The sequence below is a fragment of the Opitutaceae bacterium genome, assembly GCA_015075305.1.
GTDB lineage: Bacteria > Verrucomicrobiota > Verrucomicrobiia > Opitutales > Opitutaceae > UBA6669.
Window position 1 is genome coordinate 747,978 of sequence record JABTUS010000001.1, and the last position, 22,055, is coordinate 770,032.

The 22,055-nt window shown below is 60.6% G+C and carries 17 protein-coding genes; 11 read left to right on the forward strand and 6 right to left on the reverse strand.

What is annotated here, in order from left to right; genetic code table 11:
* The first annotated feature begins 5 nt into the window (after positions 1–5).
* From HS122_03040 to HS122_03065, 6 genes are all read left to right on the forward strand, one after another.
* Entirely contained in the window at positions 6–563 is a 558-nt protein-coding gene (locus HS122_03040) for a hypothetical protein (protein ID MBE7537374.1), read from the forward strand.
* Positions 560–2,227 carry a hypothetical protein gene (locus HS122_03045; GenBank protein ID MBE7537375.1) on the forward strand — a complete coding sequence of 556 codons (1,668 nt, stop codon included), beginning with the start codon at positions 560–562 and terminating at the stop codon, positions 2,225–2,227. Before HS122_03040 ends, HS122_03045 begins: the two co-directional genes overlap by 4 nt.
* A 74-nt stretch (positions 2,228–2,301) precedes the next feature.
* Positions 2,302–4,212, forward strand: a complete 1,911-nt coding sequence (locus HS122_03050) for a hypothetical protein (GenBank protein ID MBE7537376.1) — start codon at positions 2,302–2,304, stop codon at positions 4,210–4,212.
* A gap of 758 nt (positions 4,213–4,970) precedes the next feature.
* Positions 4,971–6,209, forward strand: a complete 1,239-nt coding sequence (locus HS122_03055) for a DegT/DnrJ/EryC1/StrS family aminotransferase (GenBank protein ID MBE7537377.1) — start codon at positions 4,971–4,973, stop codon at positions 6,207–6,209.
* Between the two features lie 174 nt (positions 6,210–6,383).
* Positions 6,384–7,535 (forward strand): M20 family metallopeptidase, encoded by a 1,152-nt coding sequence (locus HS122_03060; protein ID MBE7537378.1) that lies wholly within the window; start codon positions 6,384–6,386, stop codon positions 7,533–7,535.
* Positions 7,536–7,631: 96 nt separating this feature from the next.
* The gene (locus HS122_03065; protein ID MBE7537379.1) at positions 7,632–8,612 is read left to right on the forward strand and encodes an acetyl-CoA carboxylase carboxyltransferase subunit alpha; all 981 of its coding nucleotides are present in this window, start codon (positions 7,632–7,634) and stop codon (positions 8,610–8,612) included.
* Between the two features lie 30 nt (positions 8,613–8,642).
* On the opposite strand, the gene HS122_03070 is transcribed toward HS122_03065, so the two are convergent.
* Positions 8,643–9,839 carry a PD40 domain-containing protein gene (locus HS122_03070; GenBank protein MBE7537380.1) on the reverse strand — a complete coding sequence of 399 codons (1,197 nt, stop codon included), beginning with the start codon at positions 9,837–9,839 and terminating at the stop codon, positions 8,643–8,645.
* A gap of 108 nt (positions 9,840–9,947) precedes the next feature.
* On the opposite strand from HS122_03070, the gene HS122_03075 reads away from it, so the two are divergent.
* A complete protein-coding gene (locus HS122_03075; GenBank protein MBE7537381.1) occupies positions 9,948–11,015 on the forward strand; it encodes an Mrp/NBP35 family ATP-binding protein in 1,068 nt (355 codons plus the stop codon).
* Positions 11,016–11,238: 223 nt separating this feature from the next.
* Positions 11,239–11,493: a hypothetical protein gene (locus HS122_03080; GenBank protein MBE7537382.1), complete on the forward strand. Its 255-nt coding sequence runs from the start codon at positions 11,239–11,241 to the stop codon at positions 11,491–11,493.
* Between the two features lie 257 nt (positions 11,494–11,750).
* On the opposite strand, the gene rpmG is transcribed toward HS122_03080, so the two are convergent.
* The 4 genes from rpmG to HS122_03100 form a co-directional block, all read right to left on the reverse strand.
* Positions 11,751–11,915: a 50S ribosomal protein L33 gene (rpmG, locus tag HS122_03085; GenBank protein ID MBE7537383.1), complete on the reverse strand. Its 165-nt coding sequence runs from the start codon at positions 11,913–11,915 to the stop codon at positions 11,751–11,753.
* Positions 11,916–12,236: 321 nt separating this feature from the next.
* Entirely contained in the window at positions 12,237–13,592 is a 1,356-nt protein-coding gene (locus HS122_03090; protein MBE7537384.1) for a DNA integrity scanning protein DisA nucleotide-binding domain protein, read from the reverse strand.
* Positions 13,593–13,708: 116 nt separating this feature from the next.
* Positions 13,709–14,101 carry an NADH-quinone oxidoreductase subunit A gene (gene ndhC, locus HS122_03095; GenBank protein ID MBE7537385.1) on the reverse strand — a complete coding sequence of 131 codons (393 nt, stop codon included), beginning with the start codon at positions 14,099–14,101 and terminating at the stop codon, positions 13,709–13,711.
* 118 nt (positions 14,102–14,219) lie between these two features.
* On the reverse strand, positions 14,220–15,299 hold the full coding sequence (locus HS122_03100; GenBank protein MBE7537386.1) for a DUF362 domain-containing protein: 1,080 nt from the start codon (positions 15,297–15,299) through the stop codon (positions 14,220–14,222).
* 168 nt (positions 15,300–15,467) lie between these two features.
* Between HS122_03100 and dnaG the strand changes: the two genes are divergently transcribed.
* Genes dnaG through HS122_03115 form a run of 3 tightly spaced genes read left to right on the forward strand, consistent with a single transcriptional unit; the run spans position 15,468 to position 19,772 of the window.
* Entirely contained in the window at positions 15,468–17,339 is a 1,872-nt protein-coding gene (gene dnaG, locus HS122_03105; protein ID MBE7537387.1) for a DNA primase, read from the forward strand.
* Between the two features lie 31 nt (positions 17,340–17,370).
* Entirely contained in the window at positions 17,371–19,191 is a 1,821-nt protein-coding gene (rpoD, locus tag HS122_03110) for an RNA polymerase sigma factor RpoD (protein MBE7537388.1), read from the forward strand.
* An 11-nt stretch (positions 19,192–19,202) separates the two neighbouring features.
* Positions 19,203–19,772 carry a hypothetical protein gene (locus HS122_03115; protein ID MBE7537389.1) on the forward strand — a complete coding sequence of 190 codons (570 nt, stop codon included), beginning with the start codon at positions 19,203–19,205 and terminating at the stop codon, positions 19,770–19,772.
* A 131-nt stretch (positions 19,773–19,903) separates the two neighbouring features.
* Here HS122_03115 and HS122_03120 read toward each other — a convergent pair whose 3' ends face one another.
* A complete protein-coding gene (locus HS122_03120) occupies positions 19,904–21,991 on the reverse strand; it encodes a response regulator (GenBank protein ID MBE7537390.1) in 2,088 nt (695 codons plus the stop codon).
* Positions 21,992–22,055 lie beyond the last annotated feature (64 nt).

A 22,055-nucleotide genomic window follows, 5' to 3' on the forward strand; every position in this document is an offset into this window, starting at 1 on the left:
CTCACATGCATTTCCTCAACTTGTACCGAAGCCTCCAGCTTCTCCTGTTCGCCTCCCTGGCCCCTTGCCTGCAGGCGGCAGTTGCGTCGCCGCTTTCCGGTTCGTGGCGCATCGATCCAACGCAGAGCACCGATCTCAGCCCATGGAAGGAGTACGACCTGACGATTCTGATCGCCGGGAAATCGGCGACTGTTGAGCGCCGGTTCGCCAACGGCCGTCGCGTGTTCGAGGACAAGGCCGCCTTTCCGACCACCGGAAAGCTAGTCACCCTGCCCTTCAACTACTGGCCGGACAACCGACACCTGGGAGCCGCCGTCAGCGGCGGAAAGAAGAAGCGCGTGTCGGCGCACTGGGTCGACGACGGGCGAATCCTGCGGGTGACCTCGGACTTCGTCCTCAGCACGCAGCAGGGTGATCGTGCGCTCAACGTGCTCAGCGACTACAAGGTCTCGATCAACGGCGAGGAACTCACGCTCACCGAACTCCGAAGCACCCGGGACCGGCCGATCGTCTACGTCTTCAAGCGCGTCGCCTCCTCACAAACCAACCAGTCCGCGCCATGAATCGACCGACCTTCCTTCGCCTCTGTCTCACAACCGCGCTTTTCGCAGCCACCTGGTCCTGCTTCGGCCAGCACGCCCCGCACCGCGTCGATCGCGCCCCCGCGTCGGCGACCATCGTGCCGCTCTCCGGGAACTGGCGTCTCGACGGCGACCTCCCGGTGCACACGCTGCTGATTTCGCTGCAGGGACTCGCCAACCGAGAATCGCCCCGCCTCTATCTCGAATATCCCGCCGACTGGCAGTGGGAGATCGTCAGGCCGCTGGAAGGATTCCTCGAACGCCGTCACGGCATGAAGTTCGACCGGCTTGGACTCGATGACGCTGACGCCGCGCTTTCAAAGTTCGCCCGCCATGCAAAGGGCTGCGTCGTCTGGGACAGGAATGTGCGCACATCCCTGATTGTCGCCTTCACGATTGCCGGCGTCGAGGATCTGCTCGTCGTGAACGAGGATCTGCTGCCGCTCGCGGCGAAACACGGCCTGAAGCCCGTCGTCGATCTGCGCGGCCGCTTCACCGGCCAGCCCGATCATGTCATCTACGCCAGCGTGTATGACGAGTACGGTGCGCGCTGCTCGCGCGACTACTACGTCGTGATGGGCGGACATTCCGGCATGGAGATGCAGCCAGGCATCGCCGATTTCGGCATCCAACAGCGCGCATTCTTCGCCGACCTCTCGGCAAATCCAAAACACCCCGATGAGCTGGCTTTGCTGAAAAAGTTTCTCGGCGCCCAGAACCCGGCCAGCGTCGTGCTGGGATGGCACTCCTACGCCAAGGACACCGAAGGCCAGCACACGACCCTGACGAGCAATTTCGGCCTGATCATGGAGGGACTCCACAACCTGCCGAATGTCTCGTTCACGTCGCAGATTCCCCTCACGCCGGACTTCCATTTCGCGAACAACAATCATGTCAAGGCCGACACGGTTCTGAAGGCAGACAAGAAAGTCTATATCTGCGCCGTCTCCACGGACTCCATGGGCATAGGCGCATGGACCAAGCCCGGCCGTGGAAAAATTCCCTACAACTGGCAGGTGTTGATGAACTGGATCTGGATCAATCCCCCGGCGCTCCAGTACTTCTACGAGAGCAAGACTCCGAACGACTACTTCATCGGCGGACTCTCCGGTCCCGGCTACATGTATCCCCAGGCCATTCCGGTCGACAAGTTTCCCGCACTCATGGCCAAGGCGCGGAATCTGATGTCGCAGCTCGACCTGCACGTCATGGAGATCATGGACTACTCCGAGGGCAATCGTCATGTCGGCAACACCGACCTGCCGAAGGAACTCGTCGACCGCTACTACCAGCAGTTCCCCGATGTGTTCGGCTTCATCAACGGCTACGGATCCGCCCACACCTTCGATCTGAGGAATGGAAAACCGTTTCTGAGCTACGACTACTACCTCGACGTCTCCCGTCCGCTGGAGGAGGCCGCGGCGGATCTTGAGGAGCTGATCCGCATGAATCCGAAGCGGCCCTACTTCCTGCTCATGCATGTGCGGGAAACCAACACGGTCGAAAAGGTCGCCGACATCTTCGGGCGTCTGTCGGAAAAACCGGAAGTGGTGCCGCTCGACACGTTCCTCAAGCTCGCCGCGAGCGACAAGACCTACAAGACGCACTTCCAGGAACCCGGTGATCCCATCGATCACAATCCCTGAACCGGCACCCAACAGCATCCTGCTCTGACGTCCCCCTTTCATCATCCCTCGCTCCGCCACACCCCGCCATCCCCATGCCGACCTTCAATACGGTCAATGCCTACGACTACGCATTGATCGGCCTCTACTTCGCGATCGTGATTTTCGTGGGTTTCTATGCCGCTCGAAAAAACCGCGGCACCGACGACTACTTCAAGGCGGGTGGGCAGATCCCGTGGGTGCTCGCCGGCCTTTCCAACTGGGTCTCCGGCTTCTCGGCATTCATGTTCGTCGCAGCCGCGGGCTTCACCTACAAGACCGGCATAGGCGCGGCCCTCGTCTTCACGATGGCAACGTGGGCCTACATCGTCGGCTACTTCTACTTCGCGCGGATCTGGCGCCGCGCAAGGCTCGATTCACCGCTGCAGTTTCTGACGCGCCGTTACTCCCCGTCGACGACCTACTTCTACTCGGTCACGGCAATCGTTCCCCAGGTCGTCGGCATCGGACAGGGACTCTACATCCTGTGCATCTTCATTTCGACCGCGCTCGGTTTCGGCGGACGCGAATTCAATGTGCTCGGATTCGAGCTCAGCGGACTTCAACTCTCCATTCTCTGCACCGGCGTGATCATGGTGGTCTACACGGTGGTCGGCGGGCTTTGGGCGGCTGTTCTCTCGGATGCCGTGCAATCCATCATCATCCTCGTCATGACGGTCATCATCTTTCCCGTTTCCTACAGCTACCTCGGCTCCGGACATGGCGGTGGCATCCTGAAGGGATTCGAGCGTCTGATTGCCGAGGTGCCTGAGGGCTTCTTCACCCTGCAAGGGAACGCTGCCGACCCCTGGTTCCTTCTCGGCTTCTTCATCAACTGCATGCTCGGCTACAATGTCGCCTGGCATCTCGGGCAGCGCTACTACAGCGTGCCGGATGAACAGGGTGCGCGAAAGATGGCGCTGCTCTGCGCCGTGCTTTCCCTGCTCGGCCCGCTTCTCTGGATCCTCCCGGTCCTCGCAGCACGCGTCATCTTTCCCGACATCGGCAAGCTGTGGCCAACGCTCAGCGATCCCTCGGAGGCCTCCTACGTTTCCCTCGCCCTGCTGCTGCTTCCCCACGGGCTGATCGGCTTTGTGGTTTCCGCTGTGCTTTCAGCCACGCTCGGACAGGCCAACGATGCGTTCAACTGGCTCGCCGCGACAACCACGCGCGACATCTATGTCCCGCTCCACAAGCGTTGGAAGGGCACCACGCCCGGCGACCGCAATCAACTGCGTGTCGCCCAGGCCACGATGGCCGTCGTCGGCATACTCGGCATCGCCGTGGCGTTCTACATTCCCCGCTACGGCGGTGCGTTTGATTTCGCACTGCAGTACTATTCGCTCACGGCGGCATTCATGATGCCCGTCGCCCTCGGCATGATCTTCCGCAAGACCCCCTGGTGGTCCGGCATGGCTTCCTGCAGCGCCGCGCTGATCGTCGCCATCACGCTCATGCTCCTCGGCGTCTGGAAGGAGAACCCGCTCGCGAGAAACATACTCTGCGAGGCCGTGGTCACCTCGCTCGTCTTCGGGATCTCGGCGCGCTGGTATCGAGCCGAGGATCCCCGCCACGCCGAGCTGCAGCGACTCGACGCCGACCTGCGAACTCCCGTGCCACCGGTGCCTCACCATTCGTCCGGCAGCCTCTCCGTCTATGGCGTCATAGGCGTCACCTCCCTCGTGCTCGGCGGCGTCCTGATCGCGTGCACCTTCCTCCCTTCCTCGGAACTGGCACCCGCGCGGCACAATCTTGTTGCGGGACTGCTCCTCGTCGCCACGGTTGGCTGCGCCGCCCGGCCGCCTCGGGCGGGCGACACCATCGTGACATGGCCGCGATTTCCCTTTCCACCGACTACTACCAGCAGTTCGACGCCAATCCTTCCATTCCTGTCCCGGCGGAAGGCTACGGCGGCTGGCGGCGCGGCGTCGTGGAGGTCTCCCGGGAACACACCGCACTCGTCGTGATGCACGCCTGGGACTGCGGACTTCCGGGCGAATATCCCGGATGGGAGCGGGCTGTCGAATACCAGCCGCGGGCGAGGCAGATTCTGCAGGATGTCTTCCCTCCCCTGCTCGCTGCTGCGCGCGCCGGAGGCATGCCGGTGATGCACGTCGTGGGCGGCCGAGACTACTATTCGCATCTGCCCGGATACCAGGGCCGCAACGCTGCCGCTGTGGATCACGTCTTGCACCGTGCCGTTCCCGATCGGGTTTCGATTGAATTGGAGGCGTTCCGTTCGAAAAATGTGTTCACAGGCGATCACAACCGGGGGGATGTTGAAGCGGGATTCGCCCGGATGGATTTTGCACCGCAGGCACACCCGGTCGGGAGCGAATGCATTGCTGAGAACGGAGTCCAGTTGGCGGACGCGTGCATCCAACGAGGCATCAATCATCTCATCTACATCGGCTTCGCCATCAATTGGTGCCTGCTGATGTCGCCAGGCGGCATGGTCGACATGCGCAGGTATGGCTTCATCTGCTCGACGGTTCAAGAGGCGGTCACCGCGGTGGAGAACCGCGAAACCGCGAGGGACGAGCTCGAAAACGCCGCACTCTGGCGCGTTTCCTCGAGTTCGGTTTTGTCTTTCACACCGACAATCTTGTTGCCGCCCTGCAGCGCTCCTCGACCAGAGGAGTCAGCCTCTAATGTTTGTGGTTTCACCAAACATTAGGCTGACCCCTAACTCCGCCATGCAACACTCCGGAATCCTTCTCCCTCCGTGACAACCCTCCGCCCACGCCCCCAGCCCGGACTCGGTGCCGCCGCCATCGGAGCGGAGGAGGAAGCCGCTGCCCTTGAGGTTCTGCGACGCCAGGAGTTGTTCCGTTACTACGGCAATGATCCCGCGCGCCCACCCGCTGTGGCGGCAACCCTGGAACGCGAGGTGTGCGACCGCTTCGGCGTTTCCCACGCCCTCGCGGTCAGCAGTGGAACCGCGGCGCTGGAGATTGTGCTGGGGGCAGCAGGCATCGGCCCCGGGGACGAGGTCATCGTGCCGGCCTGGAGCTGGATTTCGTGTTTCACCGCCGTTGTGCGCTGCGGCGCGCGTCCCGTGCTGGCGGAGATCGATGCGTCGCTCTGCATTGATCCCGCGGAAATAGCGCGCCTGCACTCCCCCCGCACCAAGGCCGTCATCGTCGTTCATTTTCAGGGAGCGCCGGCCGACATGCTCGCGATCGAGCACGCCGCCCATCGCCGCGGGCTGTTCGTGATCGAAGATTGCGCCGAAGCTCCGGGAGCAACCTTCAAGGGTCGGCGGGTCGGAACCTGGAGTGACGCCGCCATTTTCAGCTTCCAGCACAACAAACCCATGACCGCCGGTGAGGGAGGTCTCGTGGTTACCCGCGACCTTCGCTTGTACGAACGAGCGGTGCGTTTGCACGATCTCGGACTCTACCGGAATCATCACGCCACAATCCTTCCTCCCCGCGAGCCCGCCTTCGTCGGCGGCCAGTATCGCATGTCGGAACTCACGGCCGCAGTCGCTCTCGCCCAGCTCCGCAAGCTGGATCGGATTCGCGACCATTGCCGCGCCCTGAAGGCGCGCATCGCGCCACGGATCCAGGCGCTGTCCGGGCTGGAGCAGAGGCCCATGGCTGATCCGGATGGCGACTTCGGATTCGAACTCTATTTCTACACGAAATCACCCGACTTCAGCGCAGCGTTCCGCACAAGGCTGGACGCACTCAACGTCTGGTGCCAGCAGCGCACCGGAACCTACCCCCAATATCGCCGCGACTACGTCAAAACCGGTCTCGCGGCACACCCGGCCCTTTCCCCCTTCCGGGAAATGACCCCCTGGCCGGCACCCGGCTACCGGGTGGAGGACTTCCCGCGAACCGAAGACCTCACCTCCCGTTTTGTCGCCCTGCCTCTCGGCTGGCGCACCACCCTCGATGATGCCGATTACATCGCGGCTTGCATCGAGCAGGTTCACCGGGAGCTGAAACTCGGTTGATCCGCTTTTCCCGATCCACGATTATCTGGGGACAATTGTCGGGACTTGAGGAAATCACGCGGATTTCCGTAGACCCCGTATCGCACCTGCCATGCGCCAGTGAAACGGCTTTTCGGGTGGAAGGATTGGTCTCGAATGCCTCTGCGCCTCTGCTATCCTGCGCATCTCGGACCCATGCACGAAATTCCCCAGACCTGCGAAGCGCTTCTGACCCACATGGTGTCATTCGATACCGTAAATCCCGATCATGGCGGACCGGCGGACGGGCAGGCGCGCCTGGCCGCCCATCTCGAGAGGATCGCACACGCGTGGGGCATGCACACCACAAGGCGGGAGGTATCCAAAGGTGAATACAATCTTATCGTCACCCTGCCCCCACTGCCCGATGCCGCATGGCTGCTTTTTGAAAGCCACCTGGACACCGTAAGTCTGGAGGGAATGACCATCCCTCCCCTGCGGATTACGGTCAATGGCTCGCGGCTTCATGGCCGGGGCACCTGCGATACCAAGGGCTCCGGAGCAGCCATGCTTTGGGCGCTCAAAACCTTCGGAGCGCAGCCAGGACGTCGGCTGAACGCCGGCGTCGTTTTTGTTGTTGACGAGGAGGCTGGCATGTCCGGCGCACAGGCGTTCGCGGCACATGACCTTCAGTCCTTCTTTCCGCTGATTGGAATTGTGGTTGGGGAGCCCACGCAATTTCGCCCCGTTGTTGCGCACAATGGAGCGCTTCGCTGGAGAACGATCACGCGCGGAGTCGCCGCCCACTCGTCGGATCCCACGAAGGGCCGCTCCGCGATTCATGCCATGATGGCCGTTGTTTCGGCGCTTGAATCCAAAATGATCCCCCTGGCGGTCCGCGAGTTCCCGCTCACAGGCCGCGCCGCCGCCAGCATCAATGTCATCCGGGGCGGAAGCGCGGTGAACATCATACCCGACTATTGCGAGATCCTGTGTGATCGTCGCCTGATTCCCGGTGAAACCTTGGCGCAGGTGCTGGCGGAACGCGATCGCGCCCTCGAGGGGCTGCAGGTGGAGAATGACCAGGAATTTCTGGCACCACCGCTCCCGCCCGAGAACTCCTCCAGGCTGCATGGATGGATTACTCCTGCGCTGGAAAAACTGGGTATCGACGCCACCGCCATCGGCCTCTGCGCGGCCACCGATGCCAGTCACTACGCGGCCGCAGGTGCCCAGGTTGTCGTCCTGGGTCCCGGTGACATCGCGCAGGCTCACACCAAGGACGAGTTCCTCGACCGCCAGGAACTCGCTCGTGCCACCTCGCTCTATCTCGAATTTCTGCGCCTCGCCCCGCCGGCATCACAGTGACCAATAAACAAGCGGGTCGCTCATGACATTCATTGGCCGGATGACGCGCTCGCCCACTCGTTGACAGCGATTTCACCGCAAGGCTAGCCTAACGCAATGGAGAAGCCCGTCTATACGCTTGAGTTTGAAAAGCCTCTGCGTGAATTGAGCGCGCAGCTCGACCAGCTCCGACAGCAGTCATTGGAGAACAATCTTGATGTCGCCTCTGAAATTGCGGCCATTGAACGCAAGATAGCGGCAACCCAGCGGGAAATCTATTCGAGCCTCACGGCCTGGCAGCGCGTGCAGATCGCGCGCCATCCCAAACGTCCCTACGCGCTGGATTACGTCGCCGCCATCAGCGAGGGGTTTCAGGAATTCCACGGCGACCGGCAGTTCAACGATGATCGCGCCCTCGTCGGCGGCACTGCCTTCTTCAAAGGCAGCGCAGTGATGATCATCGCGCAGCACAAGGGCAGGGACACCAAGGAAAAGGTCAGTCGCAATTTCGGCATGCCCCAGCCCGAGGGCTATCGAAAGGCTCTGCGACTCATGAAAATGGCGGAGAAATTCGGTCTGCCCGTTCTCTCTTTCATCGACACCCCTGGCGCCTATCCGGGCCTCAGTTCAGAAGAGCGGCACGTGTCGGAAGCGATTGCAGTCAACCTGCGTGAAATGGCCCTCCTCAAGGTTCCCACGATCGCCATCGTTGTGGGTGAAGGCGGCTCCGGTGGTGCGCTCGGCATCGGCGTGACAGATCGCGTGCTCATTTTCGAAAACAGCTATTACTCGGTCATCTCACCCGAAGGGTGCGCGGCCATCCTCTGGAAGGACGCCTCGTCCGCTGAAAAGGCTGCCAAGGCGATGAAGCTGACGGCCGCCGATCTTGAGAAGTTTGGCGTTGTCGACGAAATACTCCCGGAACCCTTCGGCGGCGCGCACAACAATCTGGAGCAGACGGCAAGAGGGCTCGGCGAGGCCATTCAGCGTCATCTCGACGAGCTGAGTCAGCTCTCGCTCGACAGTCTCCTTGACGCACGCTACATGCGCCTGCGCTCACTCGGCCTCTATGAGGAGGCCGGCGTCGTTCACAATTGAGGCGCAGACAGGCTTGCGACGAAGCGCGGCTCAGGGTCCCCAGACACTGGCCTGCAGCACGCGGCTCCCGGCGCCACTGATGAACGTGGACTTGCCGGTCTCCGTATCCAAAATCGCAAGACGCGGACCGCCTGAAACCCGCTGCGTATAGACGAGATGGCGGCCATCCGCCAGCCAGCTTGGCTCCACGCAGTCACCCGGCCCCTTGGACACCACGCGCGTCGGTGTGCGTCCGCTGAGATCGTGCACCGCAATCTTCAGGCTGTTTCCCTCGCGAATCGTGAAGGCGATCATGTTGGGATTGCCGCGACTCCAGTCGGGCTCCGCGCAGTAGCGGCTGATGTTCGTCGACAGCCTGCGTGAGGGCCCGCCAGCCGCAGGCATCACGAACAATTGAGGACCACCCAATTGGTCCGACACATAGACGATCTGAAGTCCATCCGGGGAGAAGCACGGACCCGCCTCGCCCGAGGCCGTGCGCGTACGCCGCGAAATCTGACGGCCCTGCGCATTGCTGACATAAACCTCGGGGTTGCCCTCGCCACTCAGCACCATGGCCACCTGCTGGCCGTTCGGGCTGTACCGCGCGCTCATGTTCGTGCCCTTGAAGCTCACAAATGTCGATCGCTGCAGCGAACCGAGATCGAGAAGGAAAACGTCAGGAAATCCCGTCCTGAAATAGCTTGTGTACAGGAGCTTTCGTCCATCCGGCGACCAACGCGGCGTCATCGCCTGCGAATTGTCGCGGGTGATTTGTCTAACCTCTCCGAAAAAAAGATCGCCCGTCGCCACTTCCATGGCCTTGCCGCTCTCCACGATGAAGGCCAGCCGGCTAGCAAAGAATCCCTTGAGGCCACTGGTCTTCTCAACCGCAAAATCCGCCGCACGAAACAAGGCGTTGCGCGCACTCGTTCCCGAAAAAACCTGCGAAGCCACTGGCGCGGTGCCGCGCGCAATGTCCACCTTCACCTGGTTCGCTCCGACGGGGGAAAAATTGATCGAGAACATCCCGCCGCTGCCTACGAGCCGAAAACGGCCATGGGCGCCGAACGCGGTGTGAGCCAGGCGTTCGACCTCCGGGTTCGCCCCTGTGACATGAATCGCAATCGTTTTCACGTCTGCGGAGATGACGATTTCGCCGAGTTTGGTGACTCCCTGCGCGAGAGCGCCGCCCGACGCGGGCGACAGCATGACACAGATCAGGAAAAACCGTTGGAAGATTTGCATGGATGGAAAAAACGAGGAAGAACAGTGCAGGAACGGCATTTCTATTTACAGCCTCCGCTCTCAAAACAACGTCAAAACCTTTCCGTTCCAGAAAACCTCGCATTTGCTGTGACATCCGACGCGATCAAAGAACACCTGAAGCAAGTAAAGTATCCTGGTTTCAGCCGGGATATCGTTTCGTTCGGCCTGGTCCGATCCGCCGCTTGGATCGACGGCACGGTCAAGGTGGCGCTGGAGCTAACCACAAGCGACCCGAAGATTCCCCTGCAACTGAAGGGTGAAGTCGAGAAGTGCCTGCGTGTCATCCCCGGTGCAAAGGACATCATCATCGATGTCGCGGTGAAACCCGTGCGCCCGCCATCCGGCGGCGCATCCGCGGGTGTTGGAGCCTCGACCCGGAAGACCAGCCGATATTCCGTGGCGATTGCCTCCGGCAAGGGTGGCGTCGGCAAGAGCACCTTCTCCGTCAATCTCGCCTGTGCACTCGCCCAGGTCCTCAGCGCCCAGGGAAAGCCTGGACAGGTTGGGCTTCTGGACTCCGACATCTATGGCCCAAGCGTACCCCTGATGATCGGCGCACACGGCCGGCCTGAGCTTGAGGGGGAAATGCTCATTCCGCTGGAGGCTCACGGCGTGAAGGTCATGAGCATGGGCTTCCTCGTGGATGACAACACCCCGGTCGTCTGGCGCGGCCCGATGATCATGAAAACAATCCAGCAGTTCGTCCAGAATGTGAAATGGGGCGATCTCGAGATCCTGCTTGTGGATCTGCCCCCGGGCACCGGGGACGCGCAGCTTTCCCTCGTGCAAACAATCCAGCTCGATGGAGCCGTGATCGTGACAACGCCGCAGCCCGCCGCAACCAATGTCGCGCGCAAGGGCGCGTTGATGTTCAAGAAGGTGAATGTCCCCCTGCTCGGTGTGGCGGAAAACATGAGCTGGTTCATCGATTCCGCTGGGAAGAAGCAAATGCTGTTTGGAGAGGGCGGCGGCGCACGCACCGCGGAGAACCTGGAAACCGTGCTGCTCGGGCAGGTTCCCCTGCACCCGGACATCCGCAGCGCCAGCGATGAAGGTCGCCCGCTTGTTGTGAGCGAACCAGACCATCCCGCGAGCATCATTTTCCGCTCCATCGCGGAAACACTTCTTCATCAACTGGCCGGGAAGCAGGGCTGACCGCTGGTGTATCGCAAATTGAAACCTTTCGGCATATGCGCAAAAACATGCACTAAGGTTGACAGGAGGAAAAGTGACCCTATTTTTACGGTTGCTGAAGGATCTATGACGTTCGTGATCGTTTCAACTCGACGGGACACATTCAAACGCCCTGCGCCGAGTAATTCCGCCAGATTATTGCGCTGGTGTCTTTCACCGAAAAATTGATCCAGCCGTGGTAGCCATGACGTCCTCCTCCTACTCGTCAGAACACACCGGATCTCGCGACTTCGTGAAGAACTCGTCGCTCTATCAGGAGTTTCTTGCCGAAAGGGAGGAGATACTGAAGCACAAATGGCTGGAGTCGGAGCGCCTCGGCTACGACATCGGTTTCGAGCGCGCCCTCTTGGACTGGATTCGCAAACATCGCGAAAACTGGCGCGCGCACCGCCGAGCCCAGAGCCCGCAGCAGTCAAGCGCCTCGGCGGGCACACGCTGACAGTTTGCTCCGTGAATGATGCCAGGCTGTCCGATTGGGAGGCAATCATGCGCATCCGGAGGAACTCACTGACGCAGTTTGGATCATCCGCTGCCTGACCCATCAGCCGCTGGAGTGCCGCCTCGCAATCCGCTACTCCGCTCCCGCCATTCGGAGTCCCCGCTGACGCATCACCGGGCTGCGGGCGTAAAAAAACCGAGCGACTGCTCGGTTCTTGCATTTTGGCCGGCGCGGCCGTGCGGCGAATTGTTTGCCGCTTATTTGATTTCCTTGTGAAGCGTGTGGCGCTTGAGGAAGGGGTTGTACTTCTTCTTCTCGATGCGCTCGGTCACCGTCTTCTTGTTGCGTCGGGTGAGGTAACGGGAAACGGGCTTTCCCTCCTTGCGGGCTTCAGTGCACTCCAGTGTGACAACTTCTTGCATGTTATATGGCGATTGAAGGGTTAGCTCAACCGCCGCCAATGCCGGGCGCAATCCCAAAATGCCACTGAAAAGACCCCTCCATCATTGCTTGCATCCCCCTCCGTTGGCAGGGGCATGCTTTGTCATGCCCTGGCGACGCGCGTTGCCCCACAACGCCGGTCAATACGCTCACCAACGCATTCCTCCCCTCCCGTTCTCCCCTCTTCTCCTCTTCTCTCTCCTTCGCGCCCTCGCGCCTTCGCGTTTAAACATCCGGTGAAATTTCGCCTCGCCAGTCTCCAGGGCACGACGGAGCGCGCACCTCCAAAGTTGGCCCCGCCGCTACGCCGGGGACATTTTCCGCTCGGTCAGCGGCAGCATGACGCCGCGCCGGAAAAGGTTCACCTGCCCGGTGCTGGACGAAACCACGATTGAGATGCATTCGGTAGCCACGCTGATCGCGGCGGCGGCCGCGTGGCGGCTGCCGAGGCCGCTCGGAAGCGCATGATCGGAATCGGTTGCCTGAAGCAGACTGCCCGCGGAAAGCACGACGCCATCCCCGCGGATGATGAAGGCGCCATCAAGGAGGGAATACTCCTTGATCGTTTCATCCATGAACGGATTCAGGATGTTCCGGTCCTCCTCCTTGTATCCGAAAAATGGATTCAAGACGAGCGGCTTGATCAGCTTCTCGACCTTCGCGGTGTCGCCAACGACGAACAGGCATCCCACCGGCCGCCCCTCCCTTCCCTCAACCGCAAGCTCCGTGGCAACCGCGATGACCCTCTCGAGAACCTCGGGTCGGACATCCGGCGGGAGAAGCTCCGCATGGCCCGTCAGCAGCGTCTGGAACTCACGCTCGACATCCACCACCACCAGCGTGTCGAACTGGTTGCTGCCCGTGATGCCGGCGATGCAGCACACACGATCGTTGAAGGATATGATGCCGTGGGTCAGCCCGACAAGCATCGCACTGCGCAACTGCGCCAGGCGCGCCTTGGAAAAGGACCGGACCTGGATGGTGTCAGCAAACGCCGAATGGTCCTCCCCAGCCTCAATCGGGTTTCGCGTGACAAGGATCGTTTTCAGCTTCGGCTGTATCATGCCAGCCTCGATTCCACCCACAAAGGTGTCCCCAAAAACCATCAGCGCCCCGCAGCCGGCGCCCCTGGCCACACGCTCCGCCTCCCGAAGCATCAGGCGGTTCACGCGGTTTTGCTGCGCCTGAATCGGCCGCCCCGCAATGCCTCCCAGCCCGGCGATCAGCTTTGTGTAGAGATCGTCAAGATCCGGTGCGATGAGCAGACTGTCAATGAACTCGGGCTCCTTGAAAAGGCGGGCGAGCGACGCCAGGACCGGCAGGTAGCTGCGCGCCCTTTCCCCGGCAATCAACATCAGGATGAAATGTATGCGCTCATCGCTTGCTCCTCCATCATGCCGGATTCCCGCCTTGCTGCGCCCAACAGCGAGGACGTATGGACGCGACATCTTGACCCGCGCGTGCGGCAGGGAGACGCCATTGCCCAGATAGGTCGTCATTGTGCCCTCCCGCTGCAAGAGGCTGCGAAGCAGGACCTCGGGTTTCAGGTCGGGAAATTTCGCCACCGAGACATCCAAGAGCTCCTGAAGCGCCCCCTTCAAATCCGAGCTCTTCAGCTCAACGAGACGGCTTCTGGCTATGATCTTGTCGAGACGCATGTTGAAATGGCTGTGGTCAGCGATTCGAAATCAATCGACTCCCTGGAAAGGCTGGTGACCCCGATGCCATTCCAGCATCCGCGACGCATCCCCGGGCGCCGCCGGTCCAGCCTCGTTCACCGTTCCCATTCCAATGCCCCTTTCTTCACCTCGTAGTAAAGTCCCAGGACTAGAACGAACAGGAAGAAGGAGATTGGGCCGAGAATCGAGATATGACTGGCTAGGAACTCCCGATAGATGAACGTCCAGGGTATCAGGAAAACCACCTCAATATCGAAGATGATGAAAAGCATCGCGGTCACATAGAATTTCACCGCGAAACGCGCATGCGTGATGCCTTCCGGCTTCACTCCGCATTCGTAGGCGGAGTCCTTGATCGCATTCTTCGCGGAACGCTGGCCAAGGAGCTGACTGATACCGACAATGGCGCCGGCCAGGCCGGCAGCAAGCAGCACCTGCACAAGAATCGGCAGGTAGTCTGCGGACGTATCGACGACAGCGGATGTCATGCGACTCCAATTTGTTGCCTGTTGTCTTCGATGGGCAAGGGATTTCCCTCCGGATTCTCGCGAAATTGCTTCCGGCAGCCTCCAGCTGTGCGTTGCGGCATGGCTGCGGACCGATCCGCTATTCGTTCAACTTGAACAAGCGCGTCGGCAGTGATCGCGAAGTGCCCACGCCCAGGATTTCCGCAAACTCGAGCGTGCGAATCTCCTCGGAGATGGGCTGAAATCCCGATCGTTTTCTCCAGTAGTTGATCTTTTCAAGCGCCAGTGAATCGAGTGCCACGGGATCGGCGCTCATCCACAGCTTCGGCTCTGAAACCGTATACAGGGAGTTGAAGTAGGGGCCGCCAATGAACTGATAGCGCTCTAGACTCGCGATGGTGAAGGCCCATGTGGCGCGCAGTTCCGGAATGGCGCTCATTTCAGCCACCGCCGCGGGCGCATTCGCCGGCGAGCGGAAGAAACGCGCCGTATTGGAGGCATTCCACAGCGTGGCATTCACCAGTGCTCCATTCACCCCAAGAATCGGGTGATCGGTGAAGACCGGCAGATTGATCCAGAAATCCGCATCGAGAAAAAGCGGGGTTGCCAGAAAACTCTTGCGATCCTGCTCCGTGCTCGTGTTCGCATCGACCCCCTCCACCTGCTTCTCCGCAAGCACCGGGTCGAAACGATTGGGGAGCGGGCTGTCGTAAAACCACACCGGGTCAAAGAAGCGGCCGGATTCGAGCACATAAACGGGATGCCCCTTGTACGCACTCTCGCCGGTCACCAGCGAGGGAAGAAAACCCGTGAGACGCAGGCGGAGTTGGTTCAGCCCCACCAGGAATATGCCCGAATCCTCGAACCCACGCCGTTCAAGCGCATGGATCACCGCATGAACCAGCGCATGGGGTGTCGAAAGCCCCTGCCCGGAATCGGCATAAATCTTAAGTCCGACCTTCTTCTTGACAGTCGGCTGTATCCTCTTGCCGGTCGCGGCCTCAAACTGAACAAAGAGCCTCTCCACTTCCCTGTCATAGATCGCCTGATCAAAATTCTGGAGCGAAGTTTCCCACACGGGCAGCAAGGGTGCCGGCGGCGGCAGTGGCATCGAAGGCAATGCATTGGCATTCTGTCCCTTGGCGACAACGACCATCAGGTTTGGCAGGGCGAGCGCACCAAGGGCGGAAACAAGAATGCTTCGAAAAAGGAATCGCATGGTCTATCTGTCGCCGGGCGGCCGGCAAAGTTTCGTGAGATCTTTGTAGAGTGAAACGGGCAAACTTGACAGAGCCCACCTCCGGCAGAAAGTCCATTCTCTCCGCATCGGAGCAAGTCGGCAGAGAGAATTCTTTCGTCAAACCGCCTCCGCATCCGCGTTTTCGCCATGTCCGTCATCAAACCCACCTGCCTGCGCGACATCAAGTTGCGGGTGAACATAGTCGATGTCGTTTCCCGTGTGATCACTCTGCGAAAGGCTGGCGCTCGATTCAAGGGTTTGTGTCCGTTCCACTCCGAAAAGACACCCTCGTTCAATGTGGATGCAGACAAGGGCTTCTTCAAATGCTTTGGCTGCGGGAAGGCGGGCGACGTCATCACGTTTGTGCGGGACACGGAGCAACTGACCTTCACCGAGGCTATTGAGGCGCTCGGCAAACGTTTCGGTGTCGTTATTGAATACGAGGAAGGCACGGGGCCGACGAAGGAGGAACGCACGCTTAGACAGGAGCTGTTCGACCTGCACGAATTTGCCGCCGACCACTACTTTCAGAAATTCAAAGGGAAGGATCACGAAGGGGAATTCATCCGCTCCTATTGGACGGACAAGCGGCGTTTCCTTCCTGAACTGGCGGACGAATTCAAAATCGGCCTTTCAGAGACTGACGAAGGCGGACTCGGCTCCGCGGTTCTCAAACGTCGGTTTTCCGAGGAGGCCATCCGGCAGTGCGGCCTGTTTTTTGTCCGCAGCCCCACCGTGATGACGATGGTCAGCCTGCGCCCCCGTTTTCGCGGACGCCTGATGATTCCCATCCGGGATCACCAAGGGCGCGTCGTCGCATTCACCGGCCGCCAGACGGAGCTCACTCCCAAGGACGACCCCGCTTTCGAAGCCAAGTACGTCAATTCGCCGGAAACGCCCATTTTCACCAAGGGAAATCTGCTCTTCAATCTCGACCGCGCGCGCGATCCCGCGAGCAAGGAAAACCGCCCCTTTGTCCTGGTCGAGGGACAACTCGACGCGCTCCGATGCTGGAGCGTCGGACTCAAGACGGCTGTCGCCCCGCAGGGCACGGCCATCACGGAGTCCCAACTGCTGCTGCTGCGACGCTACCAGCATCGCGTCGAGTGCTTCTTCGATTCCGACGATGCCGGGCAAAAGGCATCACTTCGATTTCTGCCGCTCGCACTCAAGACAGGTTTGGAGGTTCGTTTTCTTGGCGCTCAAGCGACCTCGAAGATCGATCCCGACATCCTGCTCCTGGAGCGCGGCCTGGCCGCCTACGCAGAATTGGAGAAAACCTCGCTCTCGGCAATGGCCTACGCCTGCGCCTCCATTCTTCCGCAACCGGATCGCGCCTCCTCCGAAGAAAAGACCCGGGCGGCAGCCCAGGTTCAATCAATCATTGCCGCCGCCGATTCCGAGGTTGCCCGGTCCCAGTTCCTCGCCGAGGCCGCGGCCTGCCTGAAGCTCCCGGTCGCCGCCCTGCAAAAAGACTTCCAAGCCAGTCTTGCCAGGCAGCAACGGTCTTTTCGACGCGAGGACACGACCGCCGCGCCAAGTGCGGCACCGTCTTCGCCAGACAGTGCCTGCAATCGTGATATTGCTCCAGAACAGCATTTGCTGTTGGTTTGCCTTCATTGGGAGCAAATGGGGAAGTCCCTCGCTCATGCTTTCCCCCACGATTGGATCGACCTCTCCCACCCCTGCGGAGCGCTGCTGAATCGTTTTCTTGCGGAATTCGAACACGACAACTGGCCAGGACGCGAACACCTCGACATCCTCCTCGAAACACCCGAGGAAAAGGCACTCATCGCTTCAATGTTGTTTGATGCACCAGCGCTGGACGATCCCGTAAAAGCATTGCAGGAGGGCATCCATCGGTTGCGTGCCCGTTCACTTGAGCCTCGCCTCAGGAAAATCGACCTTGATTTAGCAACCCACCATGCGGAGAGTAGCGTGGACGCAATTTCACTCTTAAAACTCCGTTCCGAACTTCTGCGACAGCTGCGCCAGCCCATCACTCTGGTGCCGCTTTGATTGTCGCTGACTTTGTCTTTTTCCATTTTCCATGCCGCGCAGCAGTAAAGCCAGTTCAGCATCCATTGACGACCAATCCGAGGCAGTCGAGTCAGTCCTCAACAAGAAGGGCGCACACGCGCCCGCCTCCGACGGAGTCAGCATTCCCGATGTGCCCGGTGGCGGAAGCATCAACGAGAAGATACGTCAGCTCATCCGCCAGTCGAAGGAGCAGGGATACCTGACGTTTGACGACATAAACGAGGCGCTTCCCGACTCCATCGAAAATCAGGACGAGATCGACAATGTCCTGTCCATTCTTCAGAACCTCGACATCGAGATCATCGAGTCGGAGGAAGTGGAGTCCTTCAAGCAGCGGCAGGAGGAGGCGGAGGAGGAGGAAACCCGCACTTCCCAGAATGACATTCTGGACGATCCGGTGCGAATGTACCTCAAGCAGATGGGCCAGGTCCCGCTGCTGACCCGCGAGCAGGAGGTCGATATTTCCAAACGAATCGAAAACGCCGAACTGAAGGCGCAGGAAGCGCTGTTCGATGCCGCAAACGTCGCACGGTACATCATCGCACTCGGCTCCAAACTGCTCAGCCGCGAGGAGCGCTTCGACCGCATAGTCATCGACAAGAAAATCGAGAGTCGCGACGCGTACTTCAAGGCGCTGCCCAAGCTGGTCGAGATCACGCAGAAGAACGAGGAATCCGTTTCTGAATCGTGGGCGGAATATCTGGCGGCCCGCAACGAGGCGGAACGAAAGAAGATCCTCTCAAAACACAGGAAGCGCGAATCGACGCTTCGTTCAAACTTTTCGAAATTCTATTTCAAGCTCAAGGTGTACGAGGAGTACCTCGCCGAAATCCGGCCGGTGCTGACTGAAATCCAGGACCTGAACTCGCTTCTGGAGCGTGCCAGGCATCCCAAGACCCGCAGGGACGCCGCCATCGACACCAAGGTCATCGCCGCGCGATTCAAGGCGCTCGAACATGAGCACCGCATCGCACCGCAAGCCATGCTCGACATCGTCGCCAAGACAAACGTCCACATCCGCGAGGCGCACCAGGCCAAGACGGAAATGGTCGAGGCCAACCTGCGCCTGGTCATCTCCATCGCGAAGAAATACACCAACCGCGGCCTGTCCTTCCTCGACCTGATCCAGGAGGGAAACATGGGGCTCATGAAGGCGGTGGAAAAATTCGAGTACCGGCGCGGCTACAAGTTCTCCACCTACGCAACCTGGTGGATCCGCCAGGCCATCACCCGCTCGATCGCCGACCAGGCGCGCACCATCCGCATCCCGGTCCACATGATCGAGACACTGAACAAGGTGATGCAGGTGCAGAAGCAGCTCCTACAGGAATACGGCCACGAGCCCACCCCCGAAGAGGTCGCCGACGAGATGAACCTGCCCGTGGAGCGCGTGCAGCAGATCATGAAGATGGCGCAGCAGCCCATCTCGCTTCAGTCGCCCGTCGGCGACGGCGATGACACCAGCTTCGGTGACTTCATCGAGGACAAGAGCGCCGAGAATCCCTACGACATGACAGCCTTTTCGCTTCTCCGCGAAAAGATCATCGATGTTCTCGATTCGCTCACCGAGCGCGAGCGCCGCGTGCTATCGCTCCGCTTCGGTCTCGTCGACGGCTACAGCCGCACCCTTGAGGAGGTGGGCAAGCAGTTCAAGGTCACCCGCGAACGCATCCGCCAGATCGAGGCCAAGGCTCTGCGCAAGATGCGTCACCCGACGCGTCTTCGCCAGCTCACCGGATTCTTCGACGCTGAGCAGCCGGACAACGCGCAGAACCTGCTCAAGCAGGCCCAGGCGGGGCAGATCAAGCCGCCACCCCTGGTGCCGCACTGACACATCTCCGCATGATCTCGCATTCTCCGATCATGCGTGTGTCCGGCGCGATCGCCACCGCCCTGTTGATTGCGGTTTCGTGCGCCGGCAGTGATGCGCCGCCGCGCAAGCAGTCTCCCTTTCTTCCGCCCGCAACGGCTCCGGCAGCCGCAACCGCCGAAGCTTCCGCATACGAGTTCACCGGCGTGATCATCGCGGGGAAAAGTGTCATGGTGAACATCACGGACGTTGGCGCGAAACGAAGCACGTGGGTCACCATCGGCCAGTCAGCGGACGGCCTGGACGCACTCAGTTATGACGCGAAGATCGAGAGCGTCGTCGTTCGCATCGCCAGTCAGACAAAAACCTTGTTGCTGAAGAAGCCGGCGGTTGCCGCCAGCTCGGGCCCCGTGGTCGCCACCGTCGCCGTCGCCCCACTCGTCCCGCTCCCACCTCCTTCAACTCCCCAGGAGGCGGAACGCGAAGCACGCATGCTGGTCAGCGACCTTCTCGAAATCGGAATCCAACAGCGAAAGGCCTACGAGGAGGCCCAGCGAAAGGCCGCCGAAGAGGCGGCGCGCCAGTCCAGCGGCCGCAAGTAGGTCAGCCCGCTCCTGTGGCTGCCCCCAGGGCACGACAAAGCGTGCCCCTCCAGGTGTTTTGAAACTTCGCTGGAGATGACACGCCTTGTCATATCCGGAGTTCGCCCAACGGTCGAGTCACCAGCCGGCATCTACACCTCCACCGGAATCGCCGGAGGCGTGGATTCGCGGTGGGATCCCGCCCGTGCCAGCGCATTGCCAAGCTCTTCCTTGCGCAGTGGCTTGGTGATGTAATCGTCCATCCCCGCCTGGATGCATTTCTCCCTGTCGCCCGTCATCGCATTCGCAGTCAGACCGATAATCCATGGCTGGCGCCCAGGCGGCAATTCACGACGAATGGCCAGCGTCGCCTCCAGTCCGTTCATCTCAGGCATGTGCCAGTCCATAAGCACGATGTCATAGTCGCGCTCACGCACGGCCGAGAGTCCCTCGCCACCGTGATTGGCGACATCGGCCCCGTGCCCCAGTCGCTTGAGCATGGTCAGCGCAACCTTCTGGTTCACAAGATTGTCCTCAACGAGCAGTATGCGCAGCCCATCGCCGCCGATCGGCACGATCGGGACCACCGGCTGCGGCGCAACGGGAGCAGGGGCCGCCGTCGCAACAGGAGCGTCTACGATCTCCGCCAGAATGCAGAATGAGAAGGTTGACCCGCGCCCAAGCGTGCTCGTCACCCAGGCGTCACCTCCCATCAGCTGGGCCAGCCTCCGGCAGATCGCGAGTCCAAGACCGGTTCCTCCAAATTTGCGCGAAGTCGATGCGTCAGCCTGTGTGAACGGCTGGAACAGCAGGGCCTGCGCTTCAGAAGTGAGGCCGGGTCCGGTGTCGCGAACCGAGAACTGGAGCTTTGCCTGCGTGACATCGCCGGCAAAGCCCGGGGGTTGGCGGGAAACCTCGACAACCACTCCGCCGTGTTCGGTGAACTTCACCGCATTGCTGAGAAGATTCGAGATGATCTGCCGCACGCGGGTGACATCGCCGCGAATGCGGCGGGGAACGCCCGGGTCGATGCTGATCTTCAAATCAAGCCCTTTGGCCGCGGCCTTTCCGGAGAACAGCGTCACAACATCGTCGATCGCGCGCGGCAGATCGAACGGAAGCTTTTCAAGGTCCAGCCGGCCCGACTCGATCTTCGAGAAGTCGAGCACGTCGTTGAGAATGACGAGAAGCCCCGTGCCGGAGGACCGAATCGTCTCCAGACTGTCGCGATGCTGGTCCGAGAGCTCGCCGTCGAGCATCAGTTCGGTCATGCCGATGACTCCGTTCAGCGGCGTGCGGATTTCATGGCTCATCACCGCCAGAAACGCGCTCTTGGCCTGATTCGCCACCTCCGCGGACAGCGCGAGCTCATTCGCCCGGGCTATCGAATCCTGAAGCTGGCGATTGGTCGCCTCGAGCTCGCCCTTGGCCTGGAGCAGCGTCTCCTCCGTGCGCCGCCGCTCCCGGATCTCACGCGCCATCTTTCCCTGGGTTTCAAGCAGCACCTGGCCGCTCTGCTGAAGCAGGGTTTCGGAGTGACGCGCCCGCGTCAGCTGCTCCGTGAGCTCGCCCTGCTGCTCGACCAGCCGCTGGCGATTTCGGCGCTCCGACACGATGTGGCGGCGGATCAGCCATGCCCCCATTCCAACAATCAACACATGCACAAGCATGATCGACCCATGCGTGATCAGCCTGCCGGCACTCGGCTCCGGAATCTCAAAAAAGTAGCGGGCCAGCCCCTTGTACTGATCGATGAACAACACCCCATGCTGGATCAATACGCAGAGTGCAACGGGCCAGAGGCAGCGCCAGTCAGCATAAACGATCAACACTGTTGAGCTGGTGAAAAACAGAAAATGAAGTGGAGCCAGTCCTCCGACCTGGTAGATGTGAAACCCAAGCAGGACTTGAAGCAGAACACCCGCGCATGCGCGCGTGACAAATGCACCGGGATGCACTTTCGTCATCACCCGGAACAATACCGCAGTGACGGAGGCAATTCCCAGAGTCGCCACCCACGTGTCCCTGACCGGCGCAAGCAGCATCGCAAGCCCGCAATGGACGATCAGGAGAAGGCCGGCCCACCTGTCACCACGACGATGAACTGGAGCAAGGATCTGCTCGTCCGAAAGAACCTCCCCCGTTGGCGAACTAATCTCACCGGCCGGCAGGATTGATGATTCCGACAGCAGATGATCCCTCAATCGCTGATAGAGTGCCTTCACAAACTTTCCTCCCATTCGACAGGATCGCCACGCCCCTCACCTTTGTCGCCGGGTTTGCTCAATCGCTTCACAACAGGCA